This window comes from Parasphingorhabdus sp. JC815, from assembly GCF_040717415.1.
In the GTDB taxonomy this organism is placed as follows: domain Bacteria; phylum Pseudomonadota; class Alphaproteobacteria; order Sphingomonadales; family Sphingomonadaceae; genus Parasphingorhabdus.
In genome coordinates this window covers 484,456-497,664 of record NZ_JBFEFM010000001.1, presented here as the reverse complement: position 1 = coordinate 497,664, position 13,209 = coordinate 484,456, and the positions used below count along the sequence as shown (strand labels likewise).

Sequence of the window (13,209 nt, the reverse complement as noted above, 5' to 3'; positions counted from 1 at the left end):
GAACGACTATTATGTTCAAAAACGAACAGCCATATTTACCATCGCCCGATCGTCGCGATATATCTGCTGCCCCAGCCGGGTTTCAACTGCAGCACCAAAGCTTAAAGGCCCGTTACTTAAGTTAAATCCACCCTTTACCTCACCATAAGAGGCGTCTTGCAATCCTATCGGCAATGCGAACGGCAGGTTTTCGGCATCCAGAAACCGGACAAGGAAATTGGTATCATTCCCGGAAAGCCGATTAACGTAATCCAGGTTCATCTGCGGCTGGAACGTCCAATCGGAAATGAATCCCAATTGTTTACTACCAGAGATTTTCAGACCCACTCTTGCATCGAAACCTGAACGGTTAATCTCATCTACTGCCATGGCCAAGCTGCCTATATTATCGCGAAAGCCATCCACGGTATAAGAAGAATATCCGATGCTGGCGCGCGGTGTCAGCATCAAACCGTCGAGGTTGATATTATAGCCTGCTTCAACCTCGCTCGCGAAAGACAAAGATGTCGTATTCAGGCTACCAAGAGAAAGGCCGCCAGACACCCTGCTATTGGAATCAATTCGAGAATGGGACAACGAAGCCTGTCCACCAATATAAAAATTCCCGTCAACGCGGTAATTGCCATAAATTGACGCCTGGTTCGTTTTCACTTTGGCGATGCTGCCGCCGACTTGCTGAACACCGTCAGCATAGCCAAAGGCACTGCCTAAGGTCGTGCTATCATCCAACCCGAATTCCAGACCCATGGCGATATGCCAACTGCCTTGCTCCGCGCCGCTATTATTATCCGAAAATGCGAGTGAGGACCGATCATATCCGGCAGACATAAAGCCGCTCATATTTTCCGGTAGAACTACTGCATTCCAACTGGACGATTGATAGTTTTTGGCGAAACTCAACTGTGACGCCGTGCTTCCCGTCAACTGCCGGCGGCTATCAAAAACCTCTGGAGCGCCAATAATGCTGATTGTACCGGCACCCCCGTGCCGCGAACCCAATAGTGATAAACGGTCCGACACCAACGTTCGCATTGACGCGCTTTGTTTTTCATCGAGAGTGGTTGTCCGGCCCGCTTGCGATGCTGAGAGACTTTGGAAGGTTGCGTTTAATTCACCCACTTCCATGACATCAACCAGCCCAAAAACATTGGAAAGGTCGGAATAATGCCGTCCTCTAAGCCCATCCAAAGCACGGCCAAAGGCTAGGGAAAACGGGTTTCCAACGCCATTGGAACCAAAAAAGTCAGAGAAACGTATTGCCCGCATATTGGCGATCACAGAATTGGGTTCATATTGCAGTTCGGGGTAAAGAACACCAATGCGTCCGATCACATGATCAAAGCTGTTTTCAACACCGCCTTCGGCTGTGATAATCACAAACGATTGACCATAGCGCGCGCTGTTGCGTCCGAAAGCATTGATAACTGCAGCTGTTCCGCCCAGCGAGATAATCCCGTCATTATCATCATCTGCTATCACGGAAAGTGAGTCGTTTCGACGGCGACTTACATCAAAATATGTCAATGATAGCGATGATAATATTACATCACCAGCAATGGTTAATTCTCCGCTGCGGGCCACTCCACCCGGTGCGATAATGCCTCGGACAGAAGTCAGATAAGTCGGATCAAATAAACCGGAACCAGTCAATAATCCGCTACCAAGAAATGCCTCTCCGGTTGTCAATGACCCTTTGACATCAACCCAGCCGCCGGTTTGGGTATAATCGCCCCAAACTTTCAGCGAGCCGTTATTCTTTATTTGCAACCATGAAAATCCTTCGACATTCAACCGGTCAATCGTCACATCATCTTTCAATTTGGTTTTGCCAGGTTTATTGAGTGTCACCTCATAATAACGCGCCCGGACGCCGTTCGCCGGGTCTGCAACGACATTGTTCGGAACAAAGTTCGTGCTTCCTGGACCACCTTCGACAAATATACTGTTCGGATCACCCTCTACCAAAGGTGTTCCTTCAGTTGATATGTCCATGCAATCAGTCAAGAAGCAGATATTCCCGAATTTCGGCGTTTCCCCTGTCACACCCGGAGCCTCAAATCCCGGCAAGGCATTGACCAGTTCACCGTCCACGGAAATACTATAATTCGGATCCATGTCCTGAATCCAGTGCCCCGGATCGGTCCAGTCACCATTGCCGGCTAAAGCAGAGGCGTAGACATAGCTGTTATTTGCTACAATTTCGTCCCAGAACAGAAACAGTGGTTGGTAAAAACTTTGCGTTCCATAAGACGAGAAAGGTTGAAATGTTTTGTCGGGCTCGGGGTCATTTGGAGTACCGAAAAAGCGCGATCCCCCCGATAAAACAGCTACAACCACAGGCGTATCAAATGCTTCGTCCGCGATCAGCGGGCCGCCAGAATCTCCTCCTGCTGTGGTTCCTTCTCTCGGCAAGGCACCACCATCATAGAGGTCAAAATCAAATCGCCCATTATTAGGGTCAAAAACTGCCTCCCCATCCGGACTATCAAAATCCAGATTATACAGGTTCTGCGGCAGGCCATAATCATCCGGCCCAAACAGAAAATTATTCCGGTCGTTCAGTGAACTGAGTGATGAAATCATATTTTCGGCAATACGTCGACGGAAATCAATGCCCAGATTGGCACCATCCGAACCAAGCCCGCGCGAACCATAACCATTTATAATAGCATGCGTTTCTTCGGTAAGCGGAGAGAAGTGCATCGTCCAAGTCGGGATGTCCCCGGCATGGGTATCCAGCGTAGCCAAGGCCACATCCCCTTCCAGAAAGCCGGTTGGCAGTGACCGCTCATCATACCAGACTTGTTCAACATTATAGATATTGAAGCCAACATCAGTGGCATTTGCCGTTCCACCATCAAGACCTACCCAACGGCGAACGCCCGGTAGATTATCAGCGCCAAATCCAAAACTGATCGCCGTTCCACCAGAATCAAAACCATAGCTGCTAGCTGGTTGATCATTTACGCAGTGAGCGGCGAATATAACCGTTCGTGGATTAATCAAACTGCCAGTGCACAGCCCTATTCCAAAACTATTCTGGTCCGGGCGCGTTGCCATTTGACCAATGCCAGTAACATCTACCAAATTATCAAGCGCACCCCCGGGAGGCGGATCATTTAAAGTTATGTCATCACGCACGACAATTTGCGAAATGTCATCAGCCGCCATTGCAACGTGATTATCAGAAACAGACGGCGATAATTGCGCATGGGCCGGTAATGCCAGCCCGGCAAGACATGCGGTTGAGGATACTGTGATTAACAATGAACGATTGAAGATGAGACGTGACATTCTAGCTCTCCCCTAAGAGTTGTTTGTACTAATCAGAACTACTCTTCTTGGAGACCATTACGACTCACCAAGGCATTACTAGTATCACATGTAATTATGAATTTACATTCCCGCTTTGAAATAAAGAAAAAACTAACGTCTAATCACAACCTCCAGACATAAAGAACGCAGGCCGTGTTTACTGCTTTTTAGACTGCTACAGGCGCTGAAATATGAGATTGCGGCGTATAATCCAGCACTTCAAAGTCTGTAATAGCATATTCAAAAATGGACTTTGGCTTGCGAAGTATATTTAATTTGGGCTTACCTGAAGGCTGACGTGACAATTGCTCTTCTACTAGCTTTGCGTGATTTAAGTATAAATGTACATCGCCACCATTCCAGACCAATTCGCCAGGCTCCAGATCGCATTGTTGCGCTATCATGCGAAGCAGCAAAGCCGCAGAATAGACATTAAACGCAAAACCCAGTCCAAGATCGCAGCTACGTTGATATAAAAGGGCTGATAATTTCCCGTTTGCGACATAAAACTGATAAGTCTTGTGACAAGGTGGCAAAGCCATCTGGTCAAGCTCGGCAACATTCCAGCCGGTGAATATATGGCGGCGCGAACCGGGATTGTTTTTCAGCCCGTCGATCAGCAATTCTATCTGATTAATGCCTTTATCTTCGCGTCGGAAAAATCCCTCCCCCGCTGGTGTATAGCGCGGCCAGTTAACCCACTGTTTGCCATAGACCGGACCCAGATCGCCCCATTGTTCAGCGAACATGTCATCTTCTATGATACGTTGTTCAAATGTTTCCCGGTCAATATTGTCGCCCGTTTCCTTACGATATTTATCCAACGGCCAATCGGTCCAGATATGTACTTTCTGTTTCACCAGCGACCGGATATTGGTATCGCCTGTCAGAAACCAGAGCATTTCCCGCGTCGCGGTTTTCCAGAACACCCTTTTGGTAGTGAGAAGCGGGATAGCATTATCCGCCAGGTCAAAGCGCATCGTTGCGCCAAACACGGCTCTTGTGCCGACGCCGGTACGATCCACCCGTTCATCACCATGCATCCAGATGTGCCGCATCAGGTCAAGATATTGCTGTTCATAATGTGGGCCGGGAATCACAACGCTTACTCCATATCAATAACAGGTGACTATACCCCTCTTCGACCATGCTCAACCGGACAAATTACAGTCGGTTCCGATAAAAATTGCTCCACTTCAACTTGATCTGGCAAAATTAGTAATTTATGCCCGCAAATACAGACAATATATTATGTCATTCGGGAAGTAGCTCAGCCTGGTAGAGTACCTCGTTCGGGACGAGGGGGCCGGAGGTTCGAATCCTCTCTTCCCGACCAATCATATTTATCATGAGAATTTAGACGATTGCCATAATAATGGTTAACTTGCCGCCGTGATGATTGTACATTATCTTCACTATTTTTTATTGAAACAGCGCATAGTTCGTTGAACGCTTAATAGATATATTCACGAAATAAACGTATTTTTTGTAACATTTCCTTTAAAATTTGTTCGGTATGCCGTTCTGGTAAATGAACAACATAATATCGGAATGTATAATGCTTAATGTAGAAGATATTGACTGCTCTGTAGACCATGCTCTCAAAGACAATGCACACTCTTGCGAGAACAGGATGGCAGTCAGAGAACTACTCAATACCGAAATTTTCGTCCAGCAATCCGGTAATAAGCCAAGACGCGTAACGCTTTCGGATATCTCATCCTCGGGATTCAGGATGACAAGCAAAGGCAGTCTGGACCCTTTGAAACCTATATTTATAAGGATACCCGGGATTCAATCCCTGAGCGCTACCATCAGATGGGAAGGCTTCAAAGATTATGGATGTCAATTCAGTCAGGCCTTAACGCCTAGCGTATTTAACAATCTGTTATCCAAGCTTAAAAGCTTGAGCAATTGATCTTCCAGATAATCGTGTGAAAATTATTGTTGTTCTCTGGCCCATGTTTTCAAATCGCTAATTATTAATTTTCTGGGCTCATTCACACAATCAAACACACCGTTCAGGATAGCAGCCAAAAACTGGCGCAGATCAATCAACGCGTAGGGCGAACGATGGGCATCCACTCCGTCACTGGACAAGATTTTCATCAAATCCTGATGCGAAAGCAGATTGACGACCTGACTCCAATCGGCTTCTTCTTTCAATGACATCAGGTTAGAAAGTTCTACAATCAGGAAGCATTTAAACTCTTCCTGATCTTCCGTTTTATCGCCCAAGCCTACACTTGCCACTGCGGAAAGAAATACATCTTCGAATTTAATTATCTCGTTAGCGCTGCGATCAGGTGTCGAGCCGATTTCCAGACAGTCTAACGCCAGCCCGATAAGGAAAAGTTCACGCCATGAATAAGGGGCACCATTACCCTTCCCCGTATTCGCACCTGCCGGAAATCCAAGGCGTTGAAAATGCTGTAATCGTCCACGGAATGCGGTTTTTTTGCTGTGAGTTATATTATGCTTGGCAGACAAGATATCCCATATCTCTGCATAGGTAAATTCCACTGTTTTCCCCTTGAACTCAATCAGTCATGATATAACAACCAATGGTGAACATCATTGTTCTTGTTCTGATACTTAATGGCCACGTGCTATACCCCATTTACGGTATCAAGAATGATTAGCACCGTTAGTGGGTTGGCCTTACAAAATATATCGACTGTCAAGCAATCAAACATTTACTATTGCTTCCTCCACATAGCGAGAGACGAAAGCCTTACGCAACACACACAAAATAATTTTCCTTTAGTTTCAATACTGAAGCACAAAAACACTTAATCGCAACAAAACCAACAGAACGTTAACCTTATTTTGAGTTTCGTCTCTTATTGCGAGCTTATGACCACGCGTGTTTTAATCGTCGATGACCGGCCAACAAATCTCCGGATTTATGCCCAGTTTGTTAGTATGATGGGAGAGAAATACTCCTCGGTGACGTTTGCCGATCCTGTAGAAGCACTGGAGTGGCTGCGAGCCAATGGCGCTGAACTGTTGATTGTTGATTATCGCATGCCGAAAATGAACGGCGCAGAATTTATCAAAAACGTGCGTCAAATGTCTAAAGGTGGTGACGTACCGGCCATTGTCATCACTGCACATCAAGACCGTGAATGTCGTCTCTCCGCGTTGGATGCAGGTGCAACAGATTTTCTACAAAGCCCGGTCTCCCACGTAGAATTTTGCCGGCGAGCAATGTCGCTGCTGACCAAAAGTGAAAAAAGCGACAATTTACGGAAACGTGCTTCAAAAATTGAACGAAAACATGCGTCTGTACGGGACATGCCCGACAATGAAGCTCCGGCAAGCAAGAGTATGCTGGAACAGATTATCGATACGATACCGATCATGATCAATGCTACGGATCGTGAAGGCCGCTGTTTATTTACAAATGCCTATCAATCTGCGCTTTTTGACAGAACTCCGGATGATATGGTTGGCCGTAACTTTGGTGAGATACTAGGCCCGGAACTGGCAGAACATTCCGAACGCAGAAACCGGCTGGTGTTAAATTCCCAGCAACCGATCCCGCATTATGAAGAGAAATTTTCCAGTGACGGTGTCGAACTAATTTTTCATTGCAATAAATCACCGCTACTAAACCACAAGGGCGAAACAATCGGCGTCTTGACAACAGCGGTCGATATTACTGCCCGGAAATTTGCCGAAGAACATCGCACCCATCTGGCACTTCACGACATGCTGACCGGTCTGCCCAACCGCGCTCTTTTGGCCGAAAAAGTACGTAATACAATTAATCTTTGTAAAAAAGATGGTCATGAAGCTGCGTTGCTATTGCTCGACCTCGACCGTTTCAAGGTTATAAACGACACACGTGGCCACCACAGCGGAGATACATTGTTACGGGAAATCGCAGAACGTCTGTTAGATATTATTGGACCAAATGATTTTGCAGCCCGTATTGGCGGTGATGAATTTGCGATAATATTGGGTAAAGTTGATGGCCCTGATGAAATTAACTCCCGTTGCACCAAGATATTAAAAGCGATTAACGAGCCTTATTCGATAAGCGGTGTGGAACAGGTTATCGGTGCCAGTATCGGTGTCAGCTTGATACCTGACGACAGCAATGAATATGAAGAGTTACTGCGGCTCGCCGATCTCGCGATGTATGATGCAAAAGCCAATGGCCGCAATTGTCACAGATTCTTTTCCGAAGGTATGAACCAGATTGCTCAGGCAGATGCTGCTCTGGAAATCGAATTACGTGATGCCCTGATGCAGGATCAGTTTGCACTGGAATATCAACCAATTGTGGATGCCAAGAGCTTGGATTATGTAGGATTGGAAGCGCTGATCCGTTGGGACCACCCGACACGCGGACGTTTACTGCCGGTCCAATTCATGCGGGTAGCAGAAGATACTGGAATAATGGATGCGCTCGGCAAATGGGTTATCTCTGAAGTATGTAGCCAGATCCGGCGATCTGCGGATGAAGGTATTGATCTACCTCGCGTGGCAATCAACGTTTCACCACGACAATTTCAACATCAGCATGTCTGCGAAGAGATAATAAAGAATATCGAGCTAAATCAAATTGACCCTTCTCAAATCGTCGTTGAGATTACAGAAGAATTACTACTGAACAATAGCGATCATGTGAAAAGCTCTTTGATCCGGCTTCGTGATGTAGGCGTTGGCATTTCAATCGATGATTTCGGAACCGGTTATTCCTCGTTGCAATATCTACGTGATCTGCCAGCCAATTGCTTGAAAATTGACCGTACTTTCATATCACGGATTGAGCACTCCGCAGCGGACCGGGCAATCATTGGTACAATTTCACATCTGGCTCATGCACTAAACATGCGGGTTGTTGCTGAAGGTGTCGAAAATGACGCGCAGCTTGAATTGTTGCAAGCTTCAGGCTGTGATGAAATTCAAGGATTCCGTATTTCCCGGCCTCAACGCGCTCATGATCTAAACAAGTTGTTCCCGTCACGACAAATACAGGTTGCCAGTCCGGCGAAAGCCTAGTCGTCATGTCATATTTTCGTCTGGACAATCACCACATAAAACATAGTGGCGGACATCGCAAAGTCGGCCATCATCACGTGCGGCCTGGTGACATTGTAGAACGCAGCCGCAATCGAGAGCGCGAGATGATAATCAACCGGTTGGTTTTGATTATGATTGCACTTCCTCTAGCATATCTACTTGACGGTAGTTCAGAGCTAATGCTGGGGTTTCAACTGCACCTGATGGGCAGTCTGGCACTCATGATCTATTATTGTTTCAGTCCAGCACCCAGCCCCATAAGGCGTATTGGTGGCCTAATAGTAGACTTTGGTGTCGCTGTATATTTGTTCACGATTGGCGGCGGGGCCGTCGCTGCTATATACCCTTTATACCTGTGGGTCATATTGGGCTACGGGTTCCGCTTCGGTATTGAATGGCTTTTTATTGCCGCAGTGCTAGGAACAATTTCATTCGGCTGGACCGTATATACGGTGCCCTATTGGCAGGAAAATCTATCGTTATCAGTAGGCTTATTAGTCGGGTTGATGGTGGTACCTGCCTATTGTTCAACTCTGATTATCAAAATATCAAAGGCCACAAAAGAGGCCGAAGATGCAAATAAAGCGAAAAGCCTTTTTCTGGCCAGCGTTAGTCACGAACTGCGAACACCATTAAATGCGATCATCGGTTATGGCACACATTTACTCGACATGGGACTTCCTGAAGATCAGAAAAAAATGATCGGAACCAGTGTCTCTGCCGGTCAGCATTTGCTGTATCTTATCAATCAATTATTGACCTTTGCTCGGTCTGATACGCAAGAAGACCTTCCGGAACCAAAAGAGTTTACGATTGTCGATGTTCTGACTGAAGTACGCGATATTCTGCAATTGGAAGCCGCGGATAAAGGTTTGCAATTCCATCTTCAGGCTGAAGCTTTGAGCGATCAGTCCATTTCCGGTCAACTTGATTACATCCGCAATATCCTGATCAACCTGACCAGTAACGCTATAAAGTTTACGGAAACCGGGGCGATCACCCTGAAGTGTGGAATAAATGATAAATCAGGCGTACCGCACCTGTGGTGCAGTGTGACCGACACCGGACCCGGCATACCAGAAGAAGCCCATGAAAAAATATTCGGCGTTTTTCAGCAGGCCGATGACAGTATTGTTGACAATTTTGGCGGCACAGGACTGGGCTTGGCCATATGTAAGCAATTGGCAGTGCAAGCTGGAGGCGATATCAGCTTGAAAAGTACGGTTGGAGAAGGAAGCAGCTTTACTTTGACTTGCCCGATTGATCTGGTTGCCAGTGATGAGCCCGCAGCAATCATGGAAAATTACCGGATATTATCGCTTGGCTATGGGGTACACGGCCCGAACATCTCGGGGAGTGAAGCCAGCGAAGTCCTTATAGACCATGTTCAGTGCACAGAAGTGGACCGCCTGGAAAGCATTTTGATAGAGCGGCAGCTTTCGACTTATGATCTGGCAGTGCTGGATGATAAAATCGCAGAACAGCTCAAAGATGATTCCAGCTTCTGGAATCATTTTCGCAAGGCTAACCTGCCGCCTGTATTGCTTTCCCATGATAGCAGTAAAAACCTTGAAGAGATTAAGCTACGCGCCGCTTTTGCATCAGTCTTACCTGCCTCTCCCGACTTTGATACCGTACGAAGTGTTATTCAGATTGGCTGTTCCTTCAACCGCAACAGCAGTAGTACAGAAGACGATACCAGCCAGATAATCCGCCCGGCAGTTTCTCTGAATATTCTTGTTGCTGATGACAACCGCACAAATCAGATGGTGCTGGAAACAATTTTAGTCAACGCAGGCCATAAAGTTTCTGTTGTTTCGGATGGTGAACAGGCCTTGGACGAGCTTGAAAATCAAGCGTTTGATATAGTGTTTCTTGACGTAAACATGCCTAATATTGGTGGTATTGAATGTTGCAAATTATGGCGCCAGATCGAAGGTCCACGCCATCATGTTCCGATCATTGGATTGACGGCGGACTCGACAGTGGAAACCGAGAAAAAATGCCTTGATGCGGGTATGGACCTGCGCCTCACCAAGCCGATAGAAGCCGGAGCTTTGCTAGATACAGTGGCAGAGCAAACGGGTAATTTTCTTAGAAAAGGTCAGTCGGATATATCAGATAATGATGATCCGTTTAATGTCGTGCAAGCCATTAAAGCCGACACATCAAAAGATACTCAGCCTCCGATTGATATGAAACAATTAGACTATTTAAAATCTATCGGTGACGATATTTTTGTCCAGTCTGTCATAGATGCATATCAGGAAGACATGGTCAACATCATGATTGATTTCGATAAATCTGTTCGTGACCATGATGTAGAAGCTTTCCGCTTTCAGGCCCATGCTTTTAAAAGCGGAGCCAATAATATCGGCGCAACAAAGCTTGCAGAAATGTGCGGCAAGCTGGAAGTCATCACCGAAGCAAAATTTATCGAACGGAGCGCAGATTATCTCACACAGATTGAGCAGGAAGTATCACGGATAACAAACTTCCTGAACGACAAGGAAACCGCTCGCTATAACGTAATCAGTGACGGTCTCAGTTCAGCGCGTTAACTTCCTGTCACACGGTCTGGAGCGAGCGTGTTATCCGACGTTCCTGTGCCATTGCCAACCGCTCCATTTTGCGAACGTCGGCTTCTTCGAGGTAAAGCGCCGTTTCCGCCCACATGTCGGTGATGTCCAACAGCTCATCAATTGTGACCGGATTGGCCAGACGCCGCGCCTTGTAAACAGCACGTTCGGCATGGAAGCGCTTCCGGTTTTGTCTGGTATATTCGACTATAGCTTCCTCACCCTTGCCATCCTCCGCAAGAATATCGACTACGCCCATGTCATATAGCTCTTCGGCAGAAAATAATTTCCCTTCTAGGATAAACTGCTCTGTCTCCCGGCGGCTCAATCGCTGCCTAAGATAACTATAGGCTCCCATACCCGGAAATAGATTGAACAAAATTTCCGGCAATCCCAACCGCGCGCTTTTTTCCGCGACCAGAATATCAAACGCCAACGCATGTTCAAATCCGCCACCAAGCGCATCACCCTGCACCAGTGCCATAGTAATGATTGGCGCACCAAAACCGATGCTATTGGCATATTGCATGTGAACACAGGTTCGCGCATATTTCTTCAATGCGCCCAAATCACTCCGTCTGATGCAATCAGCAAAATGTTTCAGGTCACCCCCAAGATTATAAATACCCGGCGTATGGGAAGCGCAGACAAAATAGCGTAGCGGATCAACTGCATGTCTGCCGTCAATGGCATAGTTTGTGTGCACCCAATCCTGTACCTGTTGAATCTCGTCCCCCAGTTCATAGGTGTAACTGGGCCGGGATTTCTGATTCATGTAACACCAGAAAATCTGGTCTGTTTTATCAAACCTCAAGTCAATTTCGTTAAAATTATGGGAGAGTATATCCCTGCCGAAACCATGTTTAGGAATGATCAGGGAATCATCTTCACCAACCGGATCGGCGTTATAGTCATTCACGGCTTGGCTTCTTGAATCCATAAGACCCCCATTTATTCAGCTACATGTTTGGAATACGTTGCTGCTTTGACGTAACCCTGATTAGCGTGCCTGAGTAACATTTTTATGTGACGCCCCAAAAAGAAGCAAGTAAAAGCCAAAATATTAACCATTACAGCTAATCAATATGAAGATCCCTACGTATTTAGCGATGTTCAAGGGTTAACAAGCAAAATGGGAATTGAGTAGATAAAGCCGTTTTGAATGATATTTTGTACCGGCTTACTATTTCCAAATTAGTTTCTTTTAGCCGCTAAGCCGTTCTTATTACCTATATTTCCGGCTTCTGTTTCAGAGCTTAACGATGGTGAACAAATGGGATGCTTTCAACATAGGCGCAAGAAGATCACTGAAATACGGAATTAACCGGCTCATTTAATGTTTAGCAAAAAAGCTCCGATGTATAGCTGCGGTCTCTCTGGGTCTTTCGATCATCGGGACATGTCCGGTTTCTTCCAGGATTACTGCTTCGCTATTTCGTATCCCCTGATTCAATACAGCAACACAGCTAACATCAATCAGCCGGTCATGCCGTCCCCACACAATGAGCGTTGGCACTGCGATTTCGTCAAGCCGGTCGTTCAACGGGTGATTGATAGACCCATCAACTATTTGCCAGAATATCTTATCAAGCAGTTCATGGTGTGCATCGGCCTCTGCGAAAAAAAGTTTCTTGAAGTTTTTTGGCATCGGCACGGGCTTATAGGCAATGAAAGACATTAAGCGGTCAACATCCGAGACATTTTTCAATGCCAGTGCATTTTCACCTTTTTCTGCGGCAATCACCAGTTCGCTCTTATCTTCTCCGGTAATACCGGCATTATTGAACAAGCTTAGCGAAGCCGTGCTATCGGGATAGTCCAGCGCAAATTGCAGAGCTATATATCCCCCCATACTATTGCCGCCGATATGACATTTAGCGATGCCCATCGTATCAAGAAATTTTTTCAGGCGCTGGCTTTGCATAGGAATATCATAATCGCGATCCAGCGACCGGTCATTGCCGCCAAAGCCCGGCAAGTCAGGCAAAATTAATCGGTGATGACGGGTCATATGCCGCGCATAGATTGACCAATTATCTTTATCGCCGCCAAAACCATGCAATAGCACAATCGGCACACCATCATCGCGGCCACCTTCCAGATAAGGCCAGATATTATCGCCAAGACGAACCGATTTTTCGCGCATACCGCCGCGCCAACGGACTAATCCCGTCATAGACGCGAACAATATTTTCGGAAAAGCATAATAGGTCAACAACAGGACTATTATCAGGCCCGCTATTAAAGCCATCAGAATATAAATAATGGTCATCATTATGAA

8 protein-coding genes and 1 tRNA gene are annotated in these 13,209 nt (G+C 46.4%); 4 read left to right on the top strand and 5 right to left on the bottom strand.

The genetic code is table 11. The features are described 5' to 3' along the window. Positions 1-15: 15 nt before the first annotated feature. Entirely contained in the window at positions 16-3,294 is a 3,279-nt protein-coding gene (locus AB1K62_RS02375; protein ID WP_367000929.1) for an autotransporter domain-containing protein, read from the bottom strand. Positions 3,295-3,482: 188 nt separating this feature from the next. After that, positions 3,483-4,415 (bottom strand): thymidylate synthase, encoded by a 933-nt coding sequence (locus AB1K62_RS02370; RefSeq protein ID WP_367000927.1) that lies wholly within the window; start codon positions 4,413-4,415, stop codon positions 3,483-3,485. 159 nt (positions 4,416-4,574) lie between these two features. On the opposite strand from AB1K62_RS02370, the gene AB1K62_RS02365 reads away from it, so the two are divergent. After that, positions 4,575-4,651 (top strand) — tRNA-Pro (locus tag AB1K62_RS02365). A 195-nt stretch (positions 4,652-4,846) separates the two neighbouring features. Further along, positions 4,847-5,233 (top strand): PilZ domain-containing protein, encoded by a 387-nt coding sequence (locus AB1K62_RS02360; RefSeq protein WP_367000925.1) that lies wholly within the window; start codon positions 4,847-4,849, stop codon positions 5,231-5,233. 23 nt (positions 5,234-5,256) lie between these two features. Here AB1K62_RS02360 and AB1K62_RS02355 read toward each other — a convergent pair whose 3' ends face one another. Further along, entirely contained in the window at positions 5,257-5,838 is a 582-nt protein-coding gene (locus AB1K62_RS02355) for a hypothetical protein (protein ID WP_367000924.1), read from the bottom strand. A gap of 333 nt (positions 5,839-6,171) precedes the next feature. Here AB1K62_RS02355 and AB1K62_RS02350 point away from each other — a divergent pair, with 333 nt between their 5' ends. Both AB1K62_RS02350 and AB1K62_RS02345 read left to right on the top strand, forming a co-directional pair. Next, positions 6,172-8,328, top strand: a complete 2,157-nt coding sequence (locus tag AB1K62_RS02350; protein WP_367000923.1) for an EAL domain-containing protein — start codon at positions 6,172-6,174, stop codon at positions 8,326-8,328. A gap of 5 nt (positions 8,329-8,333) precedes the next feature. After that, positions 8,334-10,910 carry a response regulator gene (locus AB1K62_RS02345; protein WP_367000922.1) on the top strand — a complete coding sequence of 859 codons (2,577 nt, stop codon included), beginning with the start codon at positions 8,334-8,336 and terminating at the stop codon, positions 10,908-10,910. Positions 10,911-10,917: 7 nt separating this feature from the next. Here the strand turns inward: AB1K62_RS02345 and AB1K62_RS02340 are convergent, their stop codons facing one another. After that, positions 10,918-11,868 carry a crotonase/enoyl-CoA hydratase family protein gene (locus AB1K62_RS02340; RefSeq protein ID WP_367000921.1) on the bottom strand — a complete coding sequence of 317 codons (951 nt, stop codon included), beginning with the start codon at positions 11,866-11,868 and terminating at the stop codon, positions 10,918-10,920. A gap of 393 nt (positions 11,869-12,261) precedes the next feature. Next, complete coding sequence (locus AB1K62_RS02335) at positions 12,262-13,203, bottom strand: alpha/beta fold hydrolase (RefSeq protein ID WP_367000919.1); 942 nt, start codon at positions 13,201-13,203, stop codon at positions 12,262-12,264. Positions 13,204-13,209 lie beyond the last annotated feature (6 nt).

Excerpts from the sequence above, each read along its gene's own strand:
- AB1K62_RS02335 (WP_367000919.1), bottom strand. The coding sequence starts at position 13,203 with ATGATGACCATTATTTATATTCTGATGGCTTTAATAGCGGGCCTGATA.
- AB1K62_RS02375 (WP_367000929.1), bottom strand. The coding sequence starts at position 3,294 with ATGTCACGTCTCATCTTCAATCGTTCATTGTTAATCACAGTATCCTCA.
- AB1K62_RS02360 (WP_367000925.1), top strand. The coding sequence starts at position 4,847 with ATGAACAACATAATATCGGAATGTATAATGCTTAATGTAGAAGATATT.
- AB1K62_RS02350 (WP_367000923.1), top strand. The coding sequence starts at position 6,172 with ATGACCACGCGTGTTTTAATCGTCGATGACCGGCCAACAAATCTCCGG.
- AB1K62_RS02340 (WP_367000921.1), bottom strand. The coding sequence starts at position 11,868 with ATGGATTCAAGAAGCCAAGCCGTGAATGACTATAACGCCGATCCGGTT.
- AB1K62_RS02345 (WP_367000922.1), top strand. The coding sequence starts at position 8,334 with ATGTCATATTTTCGTCTGGACAATCACCACATAAAACATAGTGGCGGA.